At 38.6% G+C, this 23,606-nt stretch carries 20 protein-coding genes and 1 pseudogene; 10 read left to right on the top strand and 11 right to left on the bottom strand.

Annotation, left to right across the window (positions count from 1 at the left end; translation table 11 throughout):
- Window positions 1-91: 91 nt before the first annotated feature.
- A complete protein-coding gene (locus tag H6G06_RS05790) occupies window positions 92-1,576 on the top strand; it encodes a CIA30 family protein (protein WP_190557949.1) in 1,485 nt (494 codons plus the stop codon).
- Between the two features lie 23 nt (window positions 1,577-1,599).
- Window positions 1,600-1,950 (top strand): type 2 periplasmic-binding domain-containing protein, encoded by a 351-nt coding sequence (locus H6G06_RS05785; protein WP_190557947.1) that lies wholly within the window; start codon window positions 1,600-1,602, stop codon window positions 1,948-1,950.
- Between the two features lie 52 nt (window positions 1,951-2,002).
- On the opposite strand, the gene H6G06_RS05780 is transcribed toward H6G06_RS05785, so the two are convergent.
- Together H6G06_RS05780 and H6G06_RS05775 are read right to left on the bottom strand one after the other, a co-directional pair.
- A complete protein-coding gene (locus H6G06_RS05780) occupies window positions 2,003-3,151 on the bottom strand; it encodes a hypothetical protein (protein WP_190557945.1) in 1,149 nt (382 codons plus the stop codon).
- Window positions 3,151-4,770 (bottom strand): AAA family ATPase, encoded by a 1,620-nt coding sequence (locus H6G06_RS05775; RefSeq protein WP_190557943.1) that lies wholly within the window; start codon window positions 4,768-4,770, stop codon window positions 3,151-3,153. The genes H6G06_RS05780 and H6G06_RS05775 overlap by 1 nt, the downstream gene beginning before the upstream one ends.
- A gap of 190 nt (window positions 4,771-4,960) precedes the next feature.
- On the opposite strand from H6G06_RS05775, the gene H6G06_RS05770 reads away from it, so the two are divergent.
- Together H6G06_RS05770 and H6G06_RS05765 are read left to right on the top strand one after the other, a co-directional pair.
- The gene (locus H6G06_RS05770; protein ID WP_199306589.1) at window positions 4,961-5,278 is read left to right on the top strand and encodes a type II toxin-antitoxin system Phd/YefM family antitoxin; all 318 of its coding nucleotides are present in this window, start codon (window positions 4,961-4,963) and stop codon (window positions 5,276-5,278) included.
- Window positions 5,279-5,326: 48 nt separating this feature from the next.
- A complete protein-coding gene (locus H6G06_RS05765; protein WP_190557941.1) occupies window positions 5,327-5,941 on the top strand; it encodes a hypothetical protein in 615 nt (204 codons plus the stop codon).
- A gap of 169 nt (window positions 5,942-6,110) precedes the next feature.
- Here H6G06_RS05765 and glgB read toward each other — a convergent pair whose 3' ends face one another.
- The 4 genes from glgB to H6G06_RS05745 form a co-directional block, all read right to left on the bottom strand.
- The gene (gene glgB, locus H6G06_RS05760) at window positions 6,111-8,402 is read right to left on the bottom strand and encodes a 1,4-alpha-glucan branching enzyme (protein WP_190557939.1); all 2,292 of its coding nucleotides are present in this window, start codon (window positions 8,400-8,402) and stop codon (window positions 6,111-6,113) included.
- Between the two features lie 257 nt (window positions 8,403-8,659).
- Window positions 8,660-8,983 (bottom strand): hypothetical protein, encoded by a 324-nt coding sequence (locus tag H6G06_RS05755; protein WP_190557937.1) that lies wholly within the window; start codon window positions 8,981-8,983, stop codon window positions 8,660-8,662.
- A gap of 34 nt (window positions 8,984-9,017) precedes the next feature.
- The gene (locus H6G06_RS05750) at window positions 9,018-9,689 is read right to left on the bottom strand and encodes a glutathione S-transferase family protein (protein ID WP_190557935.1); all 672 of its coding nucleotides are present in this window, start codon (window positions 9,687-9,689) and stop codon (window positions 9,018-9,020) included.
- Window positions 9,690-9,970: 281 nt separating this feature from the next.
- Window positions 9,971-10,216 (bottom strand): hypothetical protein, encoded by a 246-nt coding sequence (locus H6G06_RS05745; protein ID WP_190557933.1) that lies wholly within the window; start codon window positions 10,214-10,216, stop codon window positions 9,971-9,973.
- Window positions 10,217-10,739: 523 nt separating this feature from the next.
- Here H6G06_RS05745 and H6G06_RS05740 point away from each other — a divergent pair.
- Window positions 10,740-11,303 (top strand): hypothetical protein, encoded by a 564-nt coding sequence (locus H6G06_RS05740; RefSeq protein WP_338422914.1) that lies wholly within the window; start codon window positions 10,740-10,742, stop codon window positions 11,301-11,303.
- A 316-nt stretch (window positions 11,304-11,619) separates the two neighbouring features.
- The gene (locus tag H6G06_RS05735) at window positions 11,620-13,488 is read left to right on the top strand and encodes a peptidoglycan D,D-transpeptidase FtsI family protein (RefSeq protein WP_190557929.1); all 1,869 of its coding nucleotides are present in this window, start codon (window positions 11,620-11,622) and stop codon (window positions 13,486-13,488) included.
- A gap of 29 nt (window positions 13,489-13,517) precedes the next feature.
- On the opposite strand, the gene H6G06_RS05730 is transcribed toward H6G06_RS05735, so the two are convergent.
- Window positions 13,518-14,618, bottom strand: a complete 1,101-nt coding sequence (locus H6G06_RS05730; protein WP_190557927.1) for a glutamate--cysteine ligase — start codon at window positions 14,616-14,618, stop codon at window positions 13,518-13,520.
- Between the two features lie 110 nt (window positions 14,619-14,728).
- Between H6G06_RS05730 and H6G06_RS05725 the strand changes: the two genes are divergently transcribed.
- From H6G06_RS05725 to obgE, 3 genes and pseudogenes are all read left to right on the top strand, one after another.
- Window positions 14,729-15,388, top strand: a complete 660-nt coding sequence (locus H6G06_RS05725) for a Mo-dependent nitrogenase C-terminal domain-containing protein (protein WP_190557908.1) — start codon at window positions 14,729-14,731, stop codon at window positions 15,386-15,388.
- Between the two features lie 114 nt (window positions 15,389-15,502).
- Window positions 15,503-15,817 (top strand): annotated as a pseudogene (locus H6G06_RS05720) (four helix bundle protein); the annotation flags it as partial.
- Window positions 15,818-15,958: 141 nt separating this feature from the next.
- A complete protein-coding gene (gene obgE / locus H6G06_RS05715) occupies window positions 15,959-16,987 on the top strand; it encodes a GTPase ObgE (RefSeq protein WP_190557906.1) in 1,029 nt (342 codons plus the stop codon).
- A 36-nt stretch (window positions 16,988-17,023) separates the two neighbouring features.
- Here obgE and H6G06_RS05710 read toward each other — a convergent pair whose 3' ends face one another.
- The 3 genes from H6G06_RS05710 to H6G06_RS05700 form a co-directional block, all read right to left on the bottom strand.
- The gene (locus H6G06_RS05710; protein ID WP_190557904.1) at window positions 17,024-19,702 is read right to left on the bottom strand and encodes a tyrosine-protein kinase family protein; all 2,679 of its coding nucleotides are present in this window, start codon (window positions 19,700-19,702) and stop codon (window positions 17,024-17,026) included.
- Window positions 19,699-20,139 (bottom strand): hypothetical protein, encoded by a 441-nt coding sequence (locus H6G06_RS05705; RefSeq protein WP_190557902.1) that lies wholly within the window; start codon window positions 20,137-20,139, stop codon window positions 19,699-19,701. The genes H6G06_RS05710 and H6G06_RS05705 overlap by 4 nt, the downstream gene beginning before the upstream one ends.
- 175 nt (window positions 20,140-20,314) lie before the next feature.
- A complete protein-coding gene (locus H6G06_RS05700) occupies window positions 20,315-21,445 on the bottom strand; it encodes an acyltransferase family protein (RefSeq protein ID WP_190557900.1) in 1,131 nt (376 codons plus the stop codon).
- A gap of 127 nt (window positions 21,446-21,572) precedes the next feature.
- On the opposite strand from H6G06_RS05700, the gene H6G06_RS05695 reads away from it, so the two are divergent.
- Window positions 21,573-22,034, top strand: a complete 462-nt coding sequence (locus H6G06_RS05695) for a peroxiredoxin (RefSeq protein ID WP_190557898.1) — start codon at window positions 21,573-21,575, stop codon at window positions 22,032-22,034.
- Between the two features lie 106 nt (window positions 22,035-22,140).
- Here H6G06_RS05695 and hpf read toward each other — a convergent pair whose 3' ends face one another.
- On the bottom strand, window positions 22,141-22,776 hold the full coding sequence (gene hpf, locus H6G06_RS05690; RefSeq protein WP_190557896.1) for a ribosome hibernation-promoting factor, HPF/YfiA family: 636 nt from the start codon (window positions 22,774-22,776) through the stop codon (window positions 22,141-22,143).
- Window positions 22,777-23,606: the final 830 nt, after the last annotated feature.

The raw sequence follows: 23,606 nt of genomic DNA, 5'->3' as shown, positions 1-23,606 counted from the left end.
AAGTAATTTCCTATTTAGTTTTTACTATCTGATTATAATATAAAATTGCTACAATTAAAATAGAGTACACTATACTAGTTACGAAATAATTATGACTGAAAAAAATCGTTCTCAATGGGACTTGTGCAGATTCATCAAAACTCTCACCTACTTTGAAGTATTTCCTGTCCTGAACTGGGTACAAAATATATTTCAAAGTCGTCCTGAAAATCATCAAAATCAACCAAATGGGGGAAGCAAAATGGGTGTAATTCTAGTAGCGGGTGCAACTGGTGGAGTTGGTAAACGAGTCGTACAAAGATTGTTAGCACAGGGTTACAAAGTCCGCTGTTTAGTCCGAGATATTGATAAAGCGCGGTCAACTCTTGGTAATGATGTTGACTTAGTAGTGGGAGATATTACCAAACCGGAAACCTTGAATAACTTAGTGATGAGTAATATTCAAGCTGTTGTTTGTTGTACAGCAGTGCGTGTTCAACCAGTGGAAGGAGACACACCTGATAGAGCTAAATATAATCAAGGTGTGAAATTTTATCAACCAGAAATAGTAGGAGACACACCAGAAAATGTAGAATATAAAGGAGTCAAAAATTTAGTAACAGCAGCAAAAAGATATTTATCAAACACAGGTGAAAAAACAATATTTGACTTTACCCAACCATCAGAGGAATTAAAAAATATTTGGGGTGCTTTGGATGATGTAGTTATGGGTGGAGTTAGTTCGAGCAATTTTCACATATTAGAAAAAACAGCTTTATTTGCTGGTAATGTTTCCACTGCAAATTCTGGAGGTTTTGCATCGGTAAGAACCAAGAATTTTTCACCAGCAATTAATTTATCAGGTTTTACAGGTGTGAAATTGCGCGTTAAAGGTGATGGACAACGCTATAAAATCTTTTTAAGAACTGAAACAGCATGGGATGGAGTTGGTTACAGTTATTCTTTTGATACTGTAGCTAATTCATGGATAGATATTACCATTCCCTTTGCTAATTTAACACCTGTTTTTAGAGCAAAAACTGTGAAAGATTCTCCAGAGATAGATAAAAATAAAGTTTGTTCATTTCAATTAATGTTGAGTAAATTTGAATATGATGGGGATTTAAATCCTAAATTTCATCCTGGTGGTTTTTCATTAGAACTAGAATCAATCAAAGCTTATGGTGGTGAAGCTTTACCCCAATTTGTTTTAGTTAGTTCTGCTGGTGTAACTCGTCCCGGAAGACCAGGAATTAATTTAGATGAAGAACCTCCAGCAGTGAGATTAAACGACCAATTAGGAGGGATTTTAACGTGGAAGTTAAAAGGGGAAGATAGTTTAAGAGAAAGCGGAATACCTTATACAATTATTCGACCTTGTGCTTTAACTGAAGAAGCAGGAGGTAAAGAGTTAATATTTGAGCAAGGTGATAACATCAGAGGTAAAGTTAGCCGTAATGATATTGCTGAACTTTGCGTTCAATCCCTCAAACAACCAAAAGCGCGTAATATAACTTTGGAAGTAAAACAGGGAGAAAATGATGTTAATTCTATTAATTGGGAACAGTTATTTTCTAGTTTACAACCTGATAAATAAGTGGTAGCTAACCAATCAAGAAAATGTGGAAAAAATTATTGTTTTCTGGGGTTGTAGTGATAATTCTGTGGAGTAGTATTGTATCTCATCCCGCTTCTTCACAGCAAGTAGATTTTCGGGTTAATAACCTAGAATCTGACTTTCGTCGTTTAGAGTTACGATTGAATCAAATAGAATTATTACTGCGTCAAAATCCCCAGATTCCATCCTCTAGAATTCCTGAGACTCCCTCAAAGCCTCAAATTTATAGACGGAATTTATCACAGTCGGAACGGGATAAAATGTTTGATAGATTATCAACTTTAGTTGTTGAATTAAAGCAGCAAGTTAATGATTTAGAAAAGCGGGTTACTCAACTAGAGTCGGGTAAGTAAGAATATATAGTTATTTTCCATGAGATTTTCTCCTAATGGTAATCCACTGCTTTTAACCGCGAATAGGGCTTGTAGCACAGCACCAATTCAAAATTACCTCTCCAACTTTCTCCCACTCTTGACGCATATCTTTATCAATTATGTTAGCAATATGTTTGGGTTCTTTTTGATTGAGTTCATTAATAGCATCTTCTAATATATTATCTCCAAAACCAAATGAAATTGGGCAATTAATACATTTCTCTTTTTTCTCTTTTTGTTCTTTTTCTTTCTTACTACAAGACCAGTTATTGTGACACCATGAGTCTATACGATTGGAAATATCAGGAATTTCTGGAAGTCTTTCTTTCCAATAATCTTTAATATCAGAATTTTTTGCCCTGACTATTTTCTCTAAGCGAGTACCATTTTTTATATCTAAAAATTTTTGTAAGTCCTTCACAGAACTTGTTTCAATAGCTTCAAGAATAGCCAAAGATTTTTGTCTATAACTATTATTTGCTGAACATAAATTATCTAATATTGATTTAGGTATCAAATTTTCAATTTCATGCAAATCAAGAATGATACTTTCTCTAAGAAGATATTTAGGATCATCTTTAATAATTTTTGCTGTTCCACCAATCTCTCCATTAGGTGCAATTCTATCACTGTCCGCAATACACAGGCAAATATTTTCTCTTGCTTGCTGAATCCTAGTATATTCATCACCAATTGTACTGCCACCAGCACCTCTAGGGCTATATTTTAATATTACTGGGATGTTATTCCATACACAATAAACCTTAGCTATTATTTCATAGAAAGTAGCATCATTATTATTTTCACATAGTAATATAGTTGGCTGAATTTTTACTGAATCATTGAAAAATTTTGGAGGAACTTTAATTACTTGCTTACCTGAATAATTAAATAATTGAGGTTCAGTACAAGAGTTAGTCACTTCAATATATTTTGTAACAGCAGAAAGATATAATTTAAAATATTCATATTTGTCTAATAGTTTTTGATAAATCTCCCTTGTAGACTTACTTAAATCAGTACACTTAGAAATTTTCTGTAAAGTATTTCTATCTCCAATCAGTATATGTTTACCTTCGCGTCGAGTAAGTGCAAGTAGTTCCAATGCGGTAACAGTATCTTGAGCCAAAGAGCTTTGGTTTTCATTATTTATTACGGAGCTATCAATTCTAATTAGCATTAGACACTCTCCATATTAAAAAACCCTAATGGCCAATTCATAAGATATCCTTCAGAGTCAAAATGAGAGTTTCTAATTGTTATTTCCCCTGATTGATATGATGGCTCGAATAAAACTATATTGATATCGTCGGGAGAAATTTTTTTATCGTCAATCAGATGTCCAAGTCTGTTAATTAGCACCTCACTATGTGTTTCAATAATTAACCGCAGATCAATATTATTATCCTTAGCTGCTTTAATTGCAGCAACTAAAGCATCTGTAAGACTTCCTTGCAAACGAGGATGAAGATGTAACTCTGGTTGTTCAATAGCATAAGTTACAGTTCCTTTATTTCTTTGATAAAAACCTAGATCAGATTTATGTTTTGTTGAGGAGCTTAAAAACCATAATTGAGTAATAATAGGAAGAATTTGAGAAAAACCAAAGCCAGTATCAGCAATATTAAGTTCCTTATCTGAATCCTTGGAACGTATTTTGAGGGAGATATGACCGAGACTAGATTCAATTGACGGTTGAAATCCAAAGTAACTCAAAGTCCAATCTGAAAAATTCTGCATTTCTGAATCTTTGAGATTATGCAAAAACATTGTGAGATTACGTCCTTGATAATCTACTTCATCAACAGCTAAATCTTGAGTTCGGTAATATCGCTCCGCAGTAGCTCTTACTGGACCCATATAGTTAACCTGTCTTGAAAAGTTAGTCAGCATATCATCACATTTTTCAATGAGCGAAGGAACTATATTTGCAATAATTAAATCTCGCAAATTTTTAAAATCTTTTGTTTGAGTTGTCCATTTTTTTGTTTTTCTCTTCCAACCATTACCTGCAAATTTATTTTCTTGAATATCCTTTAGCATGGTTTCCGAGTCACTAAGACCCAATGAGAGTGCAATTTTAAGAATAGTTTCCGAAGATGTATAGTGGTGAGCAGTATCTTGTATATTTTTTATTAATACTTCAAATAACCCCGTAAACGGGCGCAAACGCGATATAACTGGACGTTCAGAAGGAGAAAATAATTCTAAATTTGACTCTTTTTTTTTAAATTCAGTAATAATTGGTAAAAAGGATCTATTATTAAAATTTTTGGTAATATATTTATTGCTATAATCTAAAATATTAAGAGAATTAACTTTGAAATTTGATACACTTTCATCTTCATTAAATTCCAACTCAACATTGGAATCCTTAAACTGTAAAATTAATTTACTAGCCCTTGTATTTTCTTTTTTATTATCTGCTGATACTTCCAATGTCAGATATATATCCAAGCTATTTAATATTCTTATTTCTCTGGTAAAGAAACTATTATATATCGGTATTGGAAAAACACGAGAATTATCTGCTTCAAGTGTAAATTTAAAAGAGAATGCAATAGTATTTTCTGCTCCAGTTTGATGAGCATCATGAAAGTTACCAAAATCAACAAGACGACCATACCAAAGTATGGGTCCAGTTGTCCGAGACTCTATACTCTGTTTTAGTAAAGGAAAAAACCGCAAAAAGGTACTCTTTCCTGAACTGTTTTGACCAAGAAAAACAGTTAAAGGCTTTATCTGAACATAACCAGTATCAGAAAGACAACGTAATCTTTCAATTCTAATAGCATCCATTGAGATAACGAGACTAATAATTATGTGCTAATATATACGATATCACAGATGTATATATAGTCAAATATTTACCATTCAAAGCTTACTACATCTTAAACTGCTGGTATAGCTATTACTACTATTATATAGAGTAACCATAAATGAGCGATCGCTTGACAAACACAACCAAACTTAATTAACATCAAATTAGATGCTAATTAAACTTACGACCATGATTAACCTTGCCAAAGATATACATTCCCTCACCGAATTTAAGCGTAATACCACTGAATTTATACAACAGATTAAAAAAACACAACACCCCTTAGTTTTAACTGTCAACGGAAAAGCCGAGTTAGTGGTTCAAGATGCAGAGTCTTATCAAGAACTTTTAGAAGCTGCTGAATTAGTAGAAACCTTAAAAGGTATTAAACTTGGACTAGAACAAATGCAGCGTGGTGAAGGTAAAAAAGCCGAAGATTTCTTTAATGAATTTTTTAATAAAATTGCAATCCAACAAAAGTTTTGATTAATGTTGGAGTTTCTTATCCGTTTTTAGCCTTAATTAATTATAACCATGCCTTACAGTGATTTTACACTTAAAAAAGTCCGCCAAGATTTAGCAATTACTATCCATGAAGGAGGAAGATTTTTTCCAGACATTCCTCCCGTAGAAGCAGATGATTTATTACGTCAAGAACTAGAGGATGGTCTACCATTGGTACTTGCACGGGGTAGCGAAAAAGCGCGTTCCGAATGGATTATTAGCCCTGTATTAACAGCAGTGAGAAGATTATTAAATCGTCAAGTAAGCCTGTTTTCTGGAGAAGATTTTACTGTTGATCCCAACCTGGGACTTAATGGTATTTGTGACTTTCTGATTAGTAAATCACCCACTCAATTAGAAATTCAAGCTCCAGTTATTATCATTATAGAAGCAAAAAAAGAAAATCTTAATGGTGGTTTAGGTCAGTGTATAGCAGAAATGGTAGCTGCTCAAAAATTTAATGTTGCTAATAATATAAATGTTCCTACTATTTTCGGTTCTGTCACCAGTGGAACAGCTTGGAAATTTTTAAAATTGGATGGTAATTCAGTGACTATTGATATTACTGAATATCCATTACCGCCAGTTGAGCCAATTTTAGGATTTTTGCTGTGGATGTTATCACCAAATTCAGGAAATAATTAAAAATAATTAATAACTATAAATAATATTCTACCAACCAAAATCCTGTAAATCTTCAAATCCTGGATATCCTGATATGGCTACGCAACGCTACGCTATAAGACAATAAAAATAAGGACACAGCATTGCTGTGTCCCTACAAATTCCCAATTTATCGGAATAAATTAAACCCTTACTTCATCACCTCAGCCATCTTCACTTTATCCAACTTGAGAATCAAAACCCCCAAAGGTGGTAAACACAAATCCAGCGAATAAGGACGATTATGCAAAGACCAATCATCAGTCCATTTACCGCCTAAATTGCCCATATTGCTACCGCCATACTGACGAGCATCACTATTGAACAACTCAGTATAAAATCCCTTCTCAGGTACACCGATGCGATAATGAGAATGAGGTTGAGGTGTAAAATTACAAACCACAATCAAGAATTCATCAGAATCCTTAGCACGACGGACAAAAGCAACTACACTGTGACGGTTATCGCTACAATCAATCCATTCAAATCCTTCCCGCGCAAAATCCTGAGTATACAAAGCAGGTTCAGAACGGTAAATATGGTTAATATCTTTGAAAAAGGCTTTTAACTGTTGATGTGGTTCAAACTCATGTAGTTGCCATTCCAAATCTGCCCAAACATTCCACTCACTCCACTGGCCAAACTCCATGCTCATAAACATGGTTTTCTTACCAGGGTGAGTAAACATATAAGCGAATAAAGCCCGGACGTTAGCTAACTTCTGCCATTTATCACCGGGCATTTTTCCGATGATATTGCTCTTACCATGTACAACTTCATCATGAGACAATGCCAACATGAAGTTTTCGCTGTGGTTATACCACATACTAAAAGTCACATTGTTTTGATGGAATTGACGGAACCAAGGGTCCATGCTGAAGTAGTCCAACATATCGTGCATCCAACCCATGTTCCACTTCAGGTTAAATCCTAGACCACCTGTATAGGTAGGCCAAGATACCATAGGCCAAGAAGTAGACTCTTCCGCAATGGAAAGCACACCGGGAAAATAACTAAAGATGTTGTGATTTACTTGACGTAAAAAATCCGCAGCTTCTAAATTTTCTCTACCACCATACTGATTAGGCAACCATTCCCCTGCTTCACGACAATAGTCGTTGTAGAGCATGGAAGCTACCGCATCAACACGAATTCCGTCAATGTGGTATTTATCAAACCAGAACAGAGCATTAGCTACTAAGAAATTCCTAACTTCGTTACGGGAATAGTTAAATACTAAAGTTCCCCATTCCTTATGTTCGCCTTTGCGGGGGTCAGCGTGTTCATAAAGGTGAGTACCATCAAAGAAAGCTAAACCATGTCCATCTTTGGGGAAGTGACCCGGAACCCAATCTACCAGTACACCAATGCCATGTTCGTGACATTGGTCAACAAAATACATGAAGTCTTCAGGGCTGCCAAAGCGGGAAGTAGGAGCATAGTAACCTGTGACTTGATAACCCCAAGAACCATCAAAGGGATGCTCGGCAATGGGTAGCAATTCTATATGGGTATATCCCAAGTCTTTGACATAGGGGATTAGTTTGGCAGCTAATTCCCGATATGTTAGAAAACGCGCACCGGTTTTAAGTTCAGAAACGATGACGACTGGTTCCGTCTCCCCGTTGGGTAATTTAGCTGGTTCTTCACTAGCAGCGTGTAACCAAGAACCTAAATGGACTTCATAAACGGAAATTGGTTGGGTGAGGGGGTCGGTGTGTCTCCTTGTTTCCATCCAATTTTCATCGTTCCAACTATAAGTTGTTAAGTCGGTGACAATAGATGCTGTTTTGGGACGTGGTTCTTGCTGGAAACCGTAGGGATCGGATTTTTCGTAAATGTGTCCTTCAAAATTTTTGATCTCATATTTGTAATGCTCTCCCACACCGATTTCTGGGATAAATAATTCCCAAACGCCGGTATGTCCTTTCCGCATCTGGTGTTTGCGTCCATCCCAAAGGTTAAAATCTCCTAAAAGAGAAACGTTGCGAGCATTAGGGGCCCAAACCGCAAAATAAACACCTTTGACACCGTCTACTTCTGTGAGGTGCGCTCCCAGTTTCTCATAAATGCGGTGATGATTTCCTTCTGCGAACAAGTGTAAGTCAAAATCAGTTACTCCAGGAGAACGGAAGGCGTAAGGATCATAAGTGACGCGCTCGTGTTCCCCTTCTTTAATCCGCAATTGATAGTTGTTAAGTTCTGCTGTTTCTATGATGCATTCAAAAAAGTGGGGATCATGCACCGTCATCATGGGGTATTCTTTGCGTTCTTCAGGAACTACTACCCATGCTGCGCTGGCATTTGGTAGGTAGGCGCGCACAGCCCAGACTTTCTTACCTTCCCGTTCTATGAGATGTGAACCAAGCACTTCAAACGGATCATGATGCTGATTCCAAATGATGCGATTAACCTGCTCAGGAGCGATCGTGCTGATGGACATGAAGCTACCTACGTTAAATAAGGTGATTAACTAAATTGAGTTTTTAAGAACTATATATATTCTTTACATTTATTTGCATTTTTGTCGTCACGGTTATCCTACATCAGAATGTATCTTATTGGGGAATAGAGATTGGGGACTGGGGATTGGGGACTGGGGATTGGGAACTGGGAAAAGGCAAAAGGCAAGAGAAAGAAAGACAATATTTCTCTCCCTCTGCGACTCTGCTCCTCTGTCCCCCTTGCCTCTTCTACCTTCTAAATACCTAAAAACGGAAAAATCTGTAGTAATGCTTTACGTAACTTTAGCAGGAACACTTGTTCTCGGATTTGAGCATTGAGTTTTGGTGGGGGACTCGTTTGCAGATGTGCTTGTAGTTCTGCGTATTCAGCAGCAGTTAAGGGTTTACCATCAATGGGCGATCGCGCGATCGTAATCATCTCTGTCCGCAATATCTCCTCTGGTATATCCTCCACTGGGGGTAATGCCATCACCTTTGTTCCCCAATAGCTACCAACCACCACTAAAATAACGGTACTAATACTCAAAATCGTCAATAATATTACTTTTCGTTTTTTCATTCTCCCCTGCTCTCCTGCTCCCCTGCTCCCCATCTCAGTTTAGTCCTGGTGGTAGTGCTTCACCACACAATTGATGAATCTGCACAATGCGCTCAAACAACCAAGAATATCTCTGACGGTATTGAGGAATAAGTGCTAAGGGACTCAGCAAGGCAGCTGCGCTAATATCTGCCACGCTTAAACGTTCACCCACTAAATAGTCACTTTTTTGCCAGCGGTTAGATAATTCTGTCAAAGCAATTACTAACCTGTTAGTAGCTAATTCTACATTAGCATTGTTGATACCATACTGTTTCCTGACTACACCAATCACTATCTGACTGGATAATGAGGGATCGATTTGTTTGCCTTCACCAGCACGAAAGTGATAATATACAAACCTTGTTGCCGTACCAATGCTTTCATCTAACCAGTCTTCGAGCATCAAAGCCTCAGTTTGCTGTTCCTGGCTGGTTAAAAATAATGAAGGTTCTGGTTGATAAGATTCTAAGAATTTTAAAATTTGGGTAGAGTCGCCAATCGCTTGCGGTTGTCCCTCGATTTGGGGCAACAAAACAGGCAAGGTCGTTAAACCGGTTAATGGCTTCACTTTGAGGATGTGCAAGCCAGGATTCAGATTTTCTACCTTGTAATCAATTCGCTTATAACCTAGCGCCAGACGGGCTTTGCGACAATAATGAGATGTACTAAATTGCAGTAGCAACATAAAGCTACTTTCCCAGTGGGGCAGTTGTTTGTTAGCTTAAATTAATATATGGAGACTGAGATACGGTATAAACTGGTTTTCTTCTTCTAAAAACAATCTGTCAAAACCACAAGCGGAGCGATTCGATTTGATCAGAGTCGATTCGCTCCGCTTTAGGTCTCATTGTCCTGCCAAGAAGGCTATTTAATTATTATTCCCGTTCTCAGAGGACTGCTGCTTGGAGTTGATGCCTGATCAAATTATGTGATAGCGATGTAGTGAGTATCGCTATCCTAAATAGATTAGGGAGTCTTAGTCGGAGTAGCAGTAGGGGTCGCAGCAGGGGTCGCAGCAGGGGTCGCAGCAGGGGTCGCTTCTGGTGGTGTAGTAGCCGCAGCAGGGGTAGTACCAGTGTCAGTTGGCTCACCCGCTGCTGGTGCAGCCGGAGTAGTAGTAGAAGTACCAGCAGGCTCACCACCACCTTCACAAGCTCCGAGCATGGTAGCCAGACTTAACATGAGAGCCAAACCAAAGATTTTTGTTTTCATAACTCCTCTTTCACCAATAAAGGCCATACTAAAAGATTGCGCCTGTTGAATACGATAGCTTATTTGTTGATTTTTGTTAAATCTTTGAGATTAGAAATTTCAAATGGATGTTTGGTTTTAATCGATATTTGGCAAATCACCCATGATTGCTGCTTCCCCTGCTGCCTGAATATTAAGTAACCAAAGTTGCTTTTATTACAGTGGTGGCAAGATGGTGGGGAGTTGGCGTTAGGTATTGCTTCTGATCGCTACACATTGCCATAATTTTAGATAAGTAGGTCGGCATTCAAAATTGTCGTTATGACAAGGCAGGAGGCAAGAGGTGTTTAGACAACTTTACTTTTTGTTACATACTTCGGTTTTTTCGCGCCTTTCTACTTATTAACCTTAAATACAATATCTATCATTTCCCACAATTATGGCTGTTGCCCGCAAATCAGTTGTTTCTACAAAAAGTTCTTGGTTCAGGCGAAATTCTGCCCCAACGCTGGATCAGCAACGCTCTAGGAAGCTGTTAACAAATATGCAAACCACCTCTATACCGGCCAGTGCATCCACAGTAGTGCGCCCTAGAAGAGAACGTAATTCCACCACAAATTTATCAAATTCCCTGGTCAATGAGGCAGTAATATCGACCTTAGAGAAAAAGTCTGGACAACAAACATCCTCAAACATTCACAGGCAGTCTAATGAACATCTACCCATGATGTCTACTGCTGGGGCTGCACCTATGTGGTTGCTACGCTTGCACACTGTCTATCGTTATTCGTCAGTTACGGCATTTTTGTTTGTGGCTGCAACACTAGTGGTTTATGGTTGGACTGTCTATTCCCAAGAGCTTTGGAGTCAAGCCTACCGCACGCTACAAAGTCTACAACGTCATGAGCGTCAGTTGACGACAACCAATGCAACACTGACCAGTAAAATGGCCCAAGAGGCAGAAGAACCAGGAGCAGGACTGGTATCACCAACTCCAGGGGGGACAATTTTCTTGCCACCGACATCCCATAGTCCTGGTTCAGCATCCTCAACTACAATTTCCAATTCAGAAGCGCAGCCCCAAACTTCCTCGCCACTGGGATATTAAAATCAACAGTTGTGGGGAACTCTTAACAGGGAACAGGAAGATGGGGCTTTGGTGTCAACTTAACGTAAAAGCCTTATAAAAACTGGGTTTCATTCTTCTTGTTCCCATGCTCTGTATGGGAATAAGTTCTAGAAGGCTCTGCCTTCAATGACAGTAGAGGCAGAGCCTCTGTAATAGCATTCCCAGTCAGAGACGGGGAACGAGATAGTAGGTTTTATATAACGGATATTTATAATAATGTATTACCCTCTGCCTTTTGCCTCTTGCCTCTTGCCTTTTGCCACTGACAACCAACAACTGACACAGGACAACTCCAATGCAGAAGTCACCCAGCAGAACGAAATTAAGAAATTTGCAGAATTTAGAATTCACAAGGCAGCGGAAGTTTTCCAAACAAGCTGTTGGGAATGGTTCTTCTAAAACTCAAGCTCAAGCGCCAAATCTTAAGTCTCGACTGTTGATAGTTTGGGGTATCCTCCTTGCTGCTGGAGTGGGGTTGGCTTTCAATTTGTATCGCCTGCAAATTATCGAGGGTTCAAAACTTGCTCAAAAGGCAAGAAACCAGCAAATGGTGAACTTGCGTCCTTTTATGCCCCGTCGTCCAGTGGTTGATCGCAATAACAATATATTAGCCATCGACCGTCCAGTGTATACTTTGTACGCCCATCCCAAGCTATTTGATAAGTCTAATGAGGAGATGGCGCGGCAACTTGCACCTATTCTCAATAAAGATGCAGGTAACTTAGTAAGAACATTTGAAAGCAAAAAAAGTGGGATTCTGCTTGCTAATAGTGTTTCCGAAAATATTGCCGATCGCTTGATTTCATTCCGCTTGAATGGCTTGGAGTTCATTCAAAAATATTCCCGTTTCTACCCTCAAGATGATTTGGTTGCTAATGTAGTGGGCTATGTTAACCTTGATCGGCGCGGTCAGGCAGGGGTTGAATATAGTCAGGAGAAGCTGCTAGAACGCTCTGGACAAACGGTGCGTCTCAGTCGGGCTGGTAATGGCGCACTGATGCCAAATCATGCACCAGAAGGATTTTTGCATTTTGATGATTTGAAATTACAGCTGACTATTGATAACCGCTTACAACGGGCAGCCCGGACTGCGCTCAAAGAACAGATAGAAAAGTTCCAGGCCAAACGCGGGGCGGTAATTGTTATGGATGCCACGGATGGTTCATTACTGGCCTTGGTTTCTCAGCCTACCTATAATGGAAATGAATATTCCAAAGCAGATATTTCACTGTTTAAAAATTGGACAGTCGCGGATCTTTATGAACCAGGTTCAACTTTTAAGCCTTTGAATGTGGCGATCGCTCTGGAAAATGGTGCTATCAAACCAGATGATACATTTAATGACCCAGGTACTATGAAAGTTGCTGACCGCACGATCAAAAATGCGGAAAGGAACGCTTACAGACGACTTAACATTGCTCAAATTTTACAAACTTCTAGCAACGTTGGTATGGTACAAATTATCCAACGAATGAAGCCCACACTATATTACAACTGGTTAGAAAAACTGGGACTAGGGCAAAAAGTTGATACAGATTTGCCCTTTGAAGTCGGTGGTCGTCTCAAAAGTCAAGAAGAATTTCTGTCCTCAACTATAGAACCAGCAACTACCTCTTTTGGTCAAGGCTTTTCTCTTACTCCGTTACAGCTAGTACAAATGCACGGCGCTTTAGCTAACGGCGGTAAACTGGTAACACCACACGTAGTCCAAGGGTTGATTGATAGCCAAGGTAAAATTCACTATTCTCGCACTCTACCAACACCACGCCAAATTTTCTCCAGCACCACTACCCAAAAGGTAGTAGAGATGATGGAAACTGTTGTTTCAAAAGGCTCAGGTAAAGCATCACAAATTAACGGATACAGTATTGCTGGTAAAACAGGCACAGCCCAAAAAGCCAGTCCTAACGGTGGATACATTCCCGGAGCCAGAATTACTAGCTTTGTGGGTATTGTGCCAGCAGAAGCTCCCCGTTATGTAGTTTTGGCAATTGTAGATGAGCCAAAAGGAGAAAATGCCTATGGTGGAACGGTGGCAGCACCCATTGTTAAATCTGTAATAGAGGTACTTATACCAATGCAAAAGATTGCCCCCAGTAACAAGGTGACAGGTGACAGGGAAGGGAGCAGGGGAGTAGGGGAGCAGGGGAGCAGGGGACGCTAATAACCCAATTACCAATTACCAATTACCAATTACCTGCCATAAGTTCTTTTGAGTGTTTCTTCAATTGAACCTAGATTTTCAAACATTTCAATTAGTTGATGAGATTTGGTTTTTCGATGTTCCAGAATCACTTTTAGTGGGGCTAAAAATGCAATATCTGGGTCATTTCTTAGGGCAACTTCAGCAGCTTGCAAAATCTTATGTGCATTCAGAAAAATATCTTCATTTTCAAATCCTGCTTGGGCTGAAATTTGGTGCAAAGCTGCATCAGGTATAATAGCTCTACCCTCTAAAGTTTCATCTAAAGCTAGACCTTTTAATAATGCCAGTAACCCTGCATAAATCGAAAAATCATCACAACTGTCACAGGCTTTAAATTCGATTCGTCCTACTTCCGCAGGGATGCGGGCAATTTTCGTTAATGAAGGGACACTTTTAATTAGTTGCTCTTGTTTTTCTACAAACACTAATGTTGCTGATCTTTTTCCGGTTCTGATAAATGTCCTGACTGACAAACCTTTCCATAAACCGCCATTATAAAAAGGAGAACTGTAACTAAAAGGAACAATAAAAGGACTGTAATAAGTCAGCTTTTTGCCAATATCAATTACATCTCCACTAGGTAAATCTGCTATGGAAATATTTAAATCTGGACCATAGGAAACCATGTAAATATGAGCAGTTTGTTCATCTGGGTAAGCTTGGAATTGCCGAATTTCAAAATCATTTAATGGTGGTTGGGGTTCAAAAATGCCAGTATAGGGATTAAAGCTTACTAAAACAGGTGAAAATCCAAAACTAGCAGCTACCTCACGCAGTAAAGAAAAACTTGCTGTTAATTCATCAATTGCGCCTTGAATAGTAGAATGTATAGTAGTTCTGATTTCGATGCCTTTAGCTAGACAATCGATTACCTCTTCTGAATCAGCAAATCTTTCAAATCCCTCAATATACCATCGCTTCTTTTTAATGCCAGCATCACCAACCCTTAATTGTGGGTAGTCATTGGGGTATAGAGGTAATTTGTCAACTATTTGCTGAAAATCGGCAAATTTTGTACAAGAGAAATCAGCAAACTTTCCTTCATGGTTAAGGAAAGCAACTTCATGTTCAATCCCGAAAAAAAACATATCGTAAATAGAAAGAATTCTCAATAATCCTTGTCAGAGGGATTGTAACGCAAAACTGACGATTAAGGTAGTTTAGTAATGATTCAGAAAATCTTGAGGCGTGAGTTATTATGACAAGTGGTGTTCAAAACCCTTACAGTAGCGAACAAGTTGCGGTTTGGTTACGTGGACTACTAACTATTGCTTGGGCTGATGGTAATTTTGATGCCCAAGAACAGGAGTTAATTAACAGCATTACCAAGGATGAATTAGCCCCTGGTATTGACTGGAATTCTTTAGAGATAATTACACCAGAGGAATTAGCTGCTGTGTTGGGTAAAGGTACACCAGCGGCGGAAAATTTCTTGCGGACAGCGGTGATGGTAGCGATCGCAGATGGAATATATTCTGCCAGCGAAGAAGAGATTTTGCAACGGTTTTGTCAAGTTTTGGAACTAGACACAAAAGCCCTAACAGTCCTAAGTCACACCATAGAAGATATAGAACAAGGACAAGACCTTACTGTACAGCCACCAGATATACTTCATCCGATGAGGGACTGGTTAGATGGGTTGGAAATTCATGATCCCAGAGTTGCCAGATTTTTGTGTAAAATGATTCCTTCCCAGTGTCCCTTTGAAAGAGATGTCACTTTATTCGGACGGAAAATAGTTCACATTCCGCCGATGTGCAAAATTAACCCACTCTATGAACAATTAGTAGGTTTACGCTTTCGCGCTCTTTCCTACCTTGCTGATGACTGCGGTGAGGATGTTTCACCATATATTTAGTCATTAGTCATTAGTTATTAGTCATTAGTCATTAGTTATTAGTTGGGTGAGATAATGGGGAGTGGGAGGTTTCAGGAATTACGGGTATATCAGCTTTCATAAAAATTAGCTGATGACATTTGGAAAATCGTTAACCAATGGGAGTCATTACCGCAAAATACATTAGGTAAACAGATCATCCGTTCAGCAGATAGCATTGGTGCAAATATAGCAGAAGGTGTGGGAAGAGGGAGTTATCAAGACAATCGGCGATTCATTAGAATAGCAAGAGGGTCATTATATGAAACTCAACACTGGCTAAGACGAGCATATAGCCGTAACCTGTTAACGGATAAACAGGTAAACACACTAAAACCTACCATTAATGACTTAGCACCCCAATTAAACGCCTATCTAAACTCAATCGGTAAACGTCCAAAAGAAGAATAACCAATGACCAATGACCAATAGACCTCTCCGGAAATATGGTAGAGACGTTCCGCCGGAACGTCTCTACAAGGGTTTCAAACCACGCACATTTAATTACCGGAGATGTCTAATGACCAATGACCAATAACTAATGACTAAATTATGCAATTTATCGACCAATCAGTAATTGAAGTTGAAGCAGGTAAAGGTGGCGATGGTATCGTCGCCTTCCGCAGAGAGAAATATGTACCAGCAGGCGGTCCTTCTGGTGGAAATGGAGGAAAAGGCGGTTCTGTCATTTTTGTGGCTGATAGCAACCTCCAAACCTTATTGGACTTTCGATACAAACATCTGTTTAAAGCAGAAAACGGAGAACGTGGAGGTCCAAATAATTGCACCGGTGCGGGTGGAAAGGATTTAATTATCGAAGTTCCCTGTGGTACTGCTGTGTATGATGCGGGAACGAGTGCTTTACTATGCGATTTAGTTACACCGGGACAAGTTTTTCGAGTTGCTGAAGGTGGTAAAGGTGGACTGGGAAATCAACATTTTTTGAGTAACCGCAACCGCGTCCCAGAATATGCACTTCCTGGTTTAGAAGGAGAAAAGAAGGTATTACGTTTAGAGTTGAAATTGTTAGCGGAAGTAGGAATTATCGGTTTACCAAATGCTGGTAAATCAACTTTAATTTCTTCTTTATCAGCCGCACGTCCGAAAATCGCTGATTATCCTTTTACTACTCTCATTCCTAATTTGGGTGTAGTTAGAAAACCCACGGGTGATGGTACAGTTTTTGCCGATATTCCCGGTTTAATTGAAGGTGCTTCTCATGGTGCGGGTTTAGGTCATGATTTTTTACGTCACATTGAACGCACAAGGGTTTTATTACACCTAATTGATGCGACAAGTGAAGATGTCATCGCTGATTTCCATACTATTCAAGAAGAACTTAAAGCTTATGGACGGGGTTTAGCTAAACGTCCGCAAATTTTAGCTTTGAATAAAATTGACGCGGTTGATAGGGAAACAGTTGATTTGGAGGCTTTAGCTACTCAATTAAATCATCTTGCTTTAGCGCCTGTTTTCATAATTTCGGCTGTAACTCGCACTGGTTTAGATCCGATGATGCAGGAAATTTGGCGAATTTTAGATGAAGTTAATGCGCTGGAAGCTGCGGAGGTTGCGGTTTAATTGATGGGTTGATTTTGTTGATTTAATTCATGATCGTTATCGTTGTCCCTTACGAACCATTCCTAGTCCATACAAGTACAATTCAGTAACTGCATAGACGCGAGGAGGCGGATCTTTGGGACGAGAACGTTCTGTCAAAATACCAGCTTCAACCATATCCTTAATGTGAAGTGCTAATTCACCATCCTGCACTTTCCATATTTCAGCTAAACGATTTTCATCAATAGGAGAGCGTTCACCTTGAAGTCTGTCTAGAAAGTTTTTCAGTTCAGGATATTCATTCCTGACCTCAGCTACACGCTGCTGGGAAACATTAGGAAAAGCATTAATTAAAGCTTTTGGACGCAAAGTTATTTCTGAGACGTGTTCGGAAAATCGTTTTTCAATTTTGACAGCTTCTTCTAAAAGTAATATTAAACTGCGTGGAAAACAGTTTTTTTGACCATCTGCAATACGAGTTCTAACCCAGTTATAAGTATAGGCTTTATTACCACTGCCCATGCGTTCACCCCACAGGGGATAAAGACTTTGGCGCAATTGTTCCAGCACAATTATATCTAATCTTTCAGCAGTAAGTCCTCCTAAAGATTTGCTTAGAGATGGGGAACTTTTAAGAGCTTGACGGAGTACAAGTCGCCAGAGATCAGCTTCCTCCCAACGTAATTCTAGTGAACGTCCGCTGTAATGTCCTGTATTAGTAAAGTTAAATTGCTTCCAAATATCTTCACGTAAAAATATTTTAGGGACAATTTGTTTGAGATTTGTACCACTTTCTAACCACCATGCCAGCAAAGCTTCTAGAGATCTTCTGCGTCGAGCATAATCTTCTGGGCTAGAACCAAAACCTGCATCTAGTTCATCATATAATAGCCATACTACTTGATTTTTTTCTTGTAATTCTTGGTCAATTAAACGCAGTTCATCAGCAGCTTGTGGTTTCTTTTGTGGTGAGTTGGATCTTTCTACCAGCCATGTAACAATATCAGAATGAGCAGGTTTTTCTTGATTACTTAATGCAACTAATTTTTCATCTAAACCAGGTAGTGAACGTAATTCAGTTGAACGATGACAAAGTTGTAAAAGAGCATAATTGAGCCAGAAAAATTGCCAGTCATTTGTACCAGCTTGATCTTCGTAGCTTTCAAGAGCAAACCTATCTAAAATTGTGGTTGATACTCTAAGTTGACCATGACCAGGAACAAAGTGAACATGATTTAAATTAACATCCGATTGAGCTAGTTCTTTTGCTGCTGTTGGTTGTTCTACAAACAGTCGAAATAAAAGGCTTTTACCTGTTCCTTTAGCACCGCGAATTAACCAGATTCTATTACTCAAAAATCTAGGAAAATCTTCTGTACGTTGAAATATTTCTGAAATGTTTTCTGGCGCTAGTTCTTGTGCTGTAGCGGCTTGAAAATGTAATTCATTAAGAATCTTTTTCCGATCATCAATAGTTTTAGTAACAATACTAGGTTTGAGATCAGGTAAACTAGCATCAATAGTATCCGCAATCGGTAAATACTCATCTAATAAACTTTTTGGGATATCATTAACTAAACTAGATAGAGTTGTAAGGTTAGGATTGTAGAAAATTGTGTGATGTAGCTCCTCAATTTTTGCTCCTGGAGATATAGAAAAATTATCTTCATAGCAATTTTTGTCAATCCAATTTTCAACTGTCCCGATCAAATCTTTATACTGTTCAGGTGTAACTGCTGGTATGGGAGTTAAGAGAAATCTCACATCAGGCTTACCCTGATACTGCTTTTGTTTAAGAATCGCTTTGACTACCCAACGTAATCCTTGAAAACTCTGATCAGTTGGTGAAAAACAAATTATTGCAGTATCGGCTAAATCAAAAAGTGCGATCGCAGCTACATCATTAAATCCTGGACGCGCATCAATTAAAATTACATCTGGTTCTAGTTGTTTTTTAATATCTTCTATAAGTTGCTTAACTGGATTTTTTGCAGACCTGTAAAAAGAACGCATATCCAAATCAGCTAACCGATGAATATAATTTTCGTCATATTCACCTACTGGAACTAAAAAAAGTTCGCCGCGAGTTTGTAAATTTATTTGTTGTATACAGGCAGAAATATTAGGAAAATTTTCTTCAGGCGTTAAAGACCGTTGGTGTAGGTAATCTAAAACTCCAAATTTTTCACCGCTAGTCTTTTCAATATCTTCCTGAAACATAATTGAAATTCCAGGAGCTTCTAAGTCAAAATCTACCATTACAACACGACGATTACGAGTTGCTAGTATCCCTCCTGTTAAACCCAAAGCTGTAGAGCGACCTACACCTCCCTTAAATGAATAAAAAGTAACAACTAAAGGTTTTTTATTAGGAATATCTTCATCTACCTCTACTGGCTGATCAGGTTCTGGAGCCATTAAAATATCTGACCAGAGAGGTAATTTAATATATTGAGGAGGTTGTTCTATTGCTTCCTGGGGTGTTAGTAAATCATAGCCAGAAATAGGATATTGACCTAGATTAAAATTAGGATCAAGATTTGCTAACAATTCATCTATTTTTTGCTCACGTTCAATTAACAATGTACTTTCAAATTTTTTAGTAACAATTCTAATTTTTACCCAACCTAATGAAGTACGCTTGACACTAACTTGTGCTTGTTCATCTTCACGGATTAAACTTTCGTTTAAGTATTTATAAATAACTTCTGGTGTTAAGGTGATATTATCCGTCATGATGCCTCATTTTGTTTTGCTAGAAAAAATGTGTGTAAAATTTTTACTGCTTCTATAAATTCCTGGCTGCTTTTTTCATCACCGTCTCTATTTGAATACCTTAATTCATCATTACGCCAACGTGATGATACTAAATTCCATGCTTGTTGATAAGTACCACTTCTATCTAATGGCATACTGCGTTTAATAGATTCTAGCTCATTCAGTAAGTTTGTTAAATTATGCAAACTAGCACCTTGTACTTTCTGGAAAACGGTTGTATCTTTAAAGTTGTTTTTTCTTTCTTCATAACATATTAGAGATTTTAACGCACATTCAACTGCATAACCACCTAAATAAATAGCACCTGTCCAACGTTTTTGTTTATGCAGTGTTACAGCATCTTCTAGACGACGACGAGAAGCACCTAGTTGACAATTTCTATGATAAGTATTCATGAAAAAATTATACCTGACATTAAAGTATTTTTTCTTAAAATTATTTCATATTTTTTGTCAAAAATCTATCATTATTTTCTGGTATTAAAAAGTGTGTTTTGCAATTTAAAAGCATAGATTTCGGATAAATTTTAAATAGTTTAAAGACGGGCTTTTGCCCATCTTATTATCCTATTTACACTTTAATAAACCAGCGTTGCCGATACATCAAAACCGCCACACCATACCACAACAACACCGTGACAACCCCAAATAAAAATGAACCGTTGAAATTTCCCGCCCAAGATGCAAAGATATTTTGATAAATCCAATTGTAGATACTGATGGCATTTTCACCTGTACCAAGTTGGGTTTTAGCTGTGATTTTGATTAACAAAACAGATGCAACAAAAAGAGCGATCGCATTTAATCCCATAATCTCAAACGGTTTACTCCAGCGTTTTATCACTCTCACTTCTATCAATTCATAACAAGCTGCTAATAACATTAACGCCCATCCAGTTGTAAATACAACATAAGAACTTGTCCATAATTTCTTATTAATGGGAAATGCTAGATCCCAAATAATCCCAATTACCAAACAACACAAACCAAATAAAACTAAATCCATGCTAGTTTGTGAATTAGTCTGTTTTTTATCTCTGATCCATTCCCCTGCAAAATAACCAGCCAAAACGCTAACTATCGCCGGAATGGTGCTGAAAAGTCCTTCTGGATCTCCTAAATAATTAAACCCATCGCCTTTATATAAATGTGCTTTGGGAATAATTAACCTATCAATAAAAGCGCCAAAATTACCTTCCCGTGTCAGCACTCCCGCACCATATTCGGGAACGGGAATATACATCATTGTTAACCAATAACCAATTAGTAATACCCCTGCTAATATCCATTGATTTTTGCGTGGTAATTTTAAAACTATCAAAGATGCGAAAAGGTAGGAAAAGCTAATCCTTTGTAACACCCCCATCAAGCGGAGACTACCTAAGTCAAAAGTCCAAACACCTTTATTCCAAAAACCGTTAAGTAGTAATCCTAATACAAAGAGAATAGCAGCGCGGCGCAGGATGCGTAAGTAAACCTCTTTGGTAGGTTTGTTGTCTGCGGTGTACTTTGACAGCGAGAAAGTCATTGCTACACCAACAATGAACAGAAAGAAAGGAAATACTAAATCAGTGGGTGTACAACCGTTCCACGCAGCATGGTCTAAAAGGGGATATTTATCATCTGCAACTCCCACCATGTTGACAAGAATCATACCCGCGATGGTAATACCGCGAAAAACATCGAGTGAAGTCAGGCGCATAAGCAGAATAATTTCTGTGATGACTATCTACCCTACCCTGCTTGATGCACGTTATCAAGGAAAATCTATAGATGAGGTTACAAGGTAAAATTTTATTAAGTAATGTTTGAATTTTGAATTTTTTAATATGGCTATCAAAGTTGGAGATACTGCGCCTGATTTTAGCCTACCCAACCAAAACGGGTCTACAGTCAGTTTGAAAGATTTTCGCGGTAAAAAAGCTGTCGTCCTTTACTTTTATCCCAAAGACGACACCCCTGGATGTACTGCGGAATCTTGCGCTTTCCGAGATCAATATGAAGTATTTAAAGCTGCTGGTGCTGAAGTTATTGGCGTAAGTGGTGATTCTAGCGAGTCTCACCAAAAGTTTGCAGCCAAGCACAATCTACCTTTTACACTGTTAAGTGATAAAGGTGATCAAGTGCGGAAGCTATACGGTGCAACTACCGCTTTTGGTTTTATCCCCGGCCGGGTGACTTATGTAATTGACCAAAACGGCATTGTTCAATATGTGTTTGATTCCATGTTGAACTTTAAAGGTCACGTTGAGGAAACCCTGAAAACGTTGCAACAGTTGGCTGCAAGGTAACTGGTGATTGGTGATTGGTGATTGGTGATTGGGAAACAAGGGAATAGGCAATAGATAGAAAATTATTCTTCCCAGTCCCCAGTCCCCAGTCCCCAGTCCCCATCACTTAGGCTTTAGACTTTTCTGGTACAGCAACGTTAGCTGTTTTGCCGTTCTTACCGTTAGTTTGACCGTTACCGTTGCGGGGTTGAATGACACCAAAACCGCCGTGGTTACGTTCGTAAATGACGTTTATCTCTCCTGTTTCGGCGTTACGGAACATATAAAAGTCGTGTCCGACGAGTTGCAGTTGTTCTTGGGCTTCTGCAAGGGTCATCGGGGGCATGGAAAAATATTTAGTGCGGACGACTTCTCCTGGTAGTTCGGGAGTGCGATCGCCTATTAAATCAGTTACTGGTTCAGGCGCTACTACCTCATTAGTTGGTATAGGTTGGGTTTTGTGGTCTTGTCGTCTTTCTTTATATTTACGCAGTTGACGGGCTATTTTATCTGCCACCAAGTCAATACTGGCATATAAGTTCTCGCTGCTTTCCTCCGCACGGATAACACTACCATTAGCATAAATGGTTACTTCCGCTGCTTGTTTTGTACTAATTCTGGGATTGCGAGCTACGCTCAAATGGACATCCACTTCGTTGGTGATGTTCTGAAAATGACTAACTGCTTTTTCAATTTTTTGATGCACATATTCGCGGATTGCATCGGTGATTTCAATATTTTTGCCGTGGATGACAAGCTTCATGTAAACTCTCCCGCTCAATATTTATTTGATGTGAATGTGTTTTGTATGAACAGAGATTGCGGTAAGGTCTATCACTGCCGCCAATACAAATTGTAAACTGTTTTTGATGTACGGCTGTTGTATCTGCTATCAGGTTGCTGCATCTTAATTATAAGTACCTCTAGCCTTGATTTACTTTGTTAAACTGCTCTACAAAAATTGATTAAACTTATTCAAAGTTAATCATTCAACTAGAAAAAATTCTAGAAGGTTTGCTTGTTGCTTCACCAAGGGAATCTACTCCAACAGTCTCCAAGCATCAATATGTCGTGATAGCGACACGCTTCGCCAACGGATGGAGCATCGCCCTATCTTTTTTAACAGAGCAATTTTTTGAAGCTTTTAGCCATTGTTCATCCCTTCTTTTCAGCAAATTTAACAAACCGTGGACTCCCGGAAAGACCTTTTTACAGGCTTGCTGGTTTTGAATCAGCTGTGGTTTACAAACCAGATAATTATGCCTTTGTTTTCGGCATTAATTAATTATAATCTACAACAACTAAACTTGCTTAACTCTTTGAAGTTTAGATAGTTTGAATTAGGTTCTTGAGAATTTAGCACTGCTCTGTGCTGCTATCCAACTGATTGCTAGACAATTGGATGTCCAAAGAAAAATCCTCCATCAATCTTAGCTGTTTTGTACCTAATTTCTCAGGTTGAGCAACTTTTACAAATCTAGGAGTAGTTGCTCTTGATCTCCTGCTGTCGGCTTGCTCGCTGTTTATAGAGAATCAAAGCCTTAATCAGCAGATTATATTCTGATAGATGTAAACAACTTTTGAAGATACCAT

Origin of the sequence: Anabaena sphaerica FACHB-251, assembly GCF_014696825.1 — a bacterium.
Classification (GTDB): domain Bacteria; phylum Cyanobacteriota; class Cyanobacteriia; order Cyanobacteriales; family Nostocaceae; genus RDYJ01.
This window is presented reverse-complemented; position numbering and strand designations above follow the sequence as displayed.

What these genes read in the sequence shown, in the direction of transcription:
- H6G06_RS05770 (WP_199306589.1), top strand. Translation starts at nt 4,961, where the DNA reads ATGCTAATTAAACTTACGACCATGATTAACCTTGCCAAAGATATACAT.
- H6G06_RS05785 (WP_190557947.1), top strand. Translation starts at nt 1,600, where the DNA reads ATGTGGAAAAAATTATTGTTTTCTGGGGTTGTAGTGATAATTCTGTGG.
- H6G06_RS05765 (WP_190557941.1), top strand. Translation starts at nt 5,327, where the DNA reads ATGCCTTACAGTGATTTTACACTTAAAAAAGTCCGCCAAGATTTAGCA.
- H6G06_RS05735 (WP_190557929.1), top strand. Translation starts at nt 11,620, where the DNA reads ATGCAGAAGTCACCCAGCAGAACGAAATTAAGAAATTTGCAGAATTTA.
- H6G06_RS05780 (WP_190557945.1), bottom strand. Translation starts at nt 3,151, where the DNA reads ATGCTAATTAGAATTGATAGCTCCGTAATAAATAATGAAAACCAAAGC.
- H6G06_RS05730 (WP_190557927.1), bottom strand. Translation starts at nt 14,618, where the DNA reads ATGTTTTTTTTCGGGATTGAACATGAAGTTGCTTTCCTTAACCATGAA.
- H6G06_RS05725 (WP_190557908.1), top strand. Translation starts at nt 14,729, where the DNA reads ATGACAAGTGGTGTTCAAAACCCTTACAGTAGCGAACAAGTTGCGGTT.
- H6G06_RS05740 (WP_338422914.1), top strand. Translation starts at nt 10,740, where the DNA reads ATGCAAACCACCTCTATACCGGCCAGTGCATCCACAGTAGTGCGCCCT.
- H6G06_RS05695 (WP_190557898.1), top strand. Translation starts at nt 21,573, where the DNA reads ATGGCTATCAAAGTTGGAGATACTGCGCCTGATTTTAGCCTACCCAAC.
- H6G06_RS05705 (WP_190557902.1), bottom strand. Translation starts at nt 20,139, where the DNA reads ATGAATACTTATCATAGAAATTGTCAACTAGGTGCTTCTCGTCGTCGT.
- H6G06_RS05790 (WP_190557949.1), top strand. Translation starts at nt 92, where the DNA reads ATGACTGAAAAAAATCGTTCTCAATGGGACTTGTGCAGATTCATCAAA.
- H6G06_RS05745 (WP_190557933.1), bottom strand. Translation starts at nt 10,216, where the DNA reads ATGAAAACAAAAATCTTTGGTTTGGCTCTCATGTTAAGTCTGGCTACC.
- glgB (WP_190557939.1), bottom strand. Translation starts at nt 8,402, where the DNA reads ATGTCCATCAGCACGATCGCTCCTGAGCAGGTTAATCGCATCATTTGG.
- obgE (WP_190557906.1), top strand. Translation starts at nt 15,959, where the DNA reads ATGCAATTTATCGACCAATCAGTAATTGAAGTTGAAGCAGGTAAAGGT.
- H6G06_RS05775 (WP_190557943.1), bottom strand. Translation starts at nt 4,770, where the DNA reads ATGGATGCTATTAGAATTGAAAGATTACGTTGTCTTTCTGATACTGGT.
- H6G06_RS05750 (WP_190557935.1), bottom strand. Translation starts at nt 9,689, where the DNA reads ATGTTGCTACTGCAATTTAGTACATCTCATTATTGTCGCAAAGCCCGT.
- H6G06_RS05700 (WP_190557900.1), bottom strand. Translation starts at nt 21,445, where the DNA reads ATGCGCCTGACTTCACTCGATGTTTTTCGCGGTATTACCATCGCGGGT.
- H6G06_RS05710 (WP_190557904.1), bottom strand. Translation starts at nt 19,702, where the DNA reads ATGACGGATAATATCACCTTAACACCAGAAGTTATTTATAAATACTTA.
- H6G06_RS05755 (WP_190557937.1), bottom strand. Translation starts at nt 8,983, where the DNA reads ATGAAAAAACGAAAAGTAATATTATTGACGATTTTGAGTATTAGTACC.
- hpf (WP_190557896.1), bottom strand. Translation starts at nt 22,776, where the DNA reads ATGAAGCTTGTCATCCACGGCAAAAATATTGAAATCACCGATGCAATC.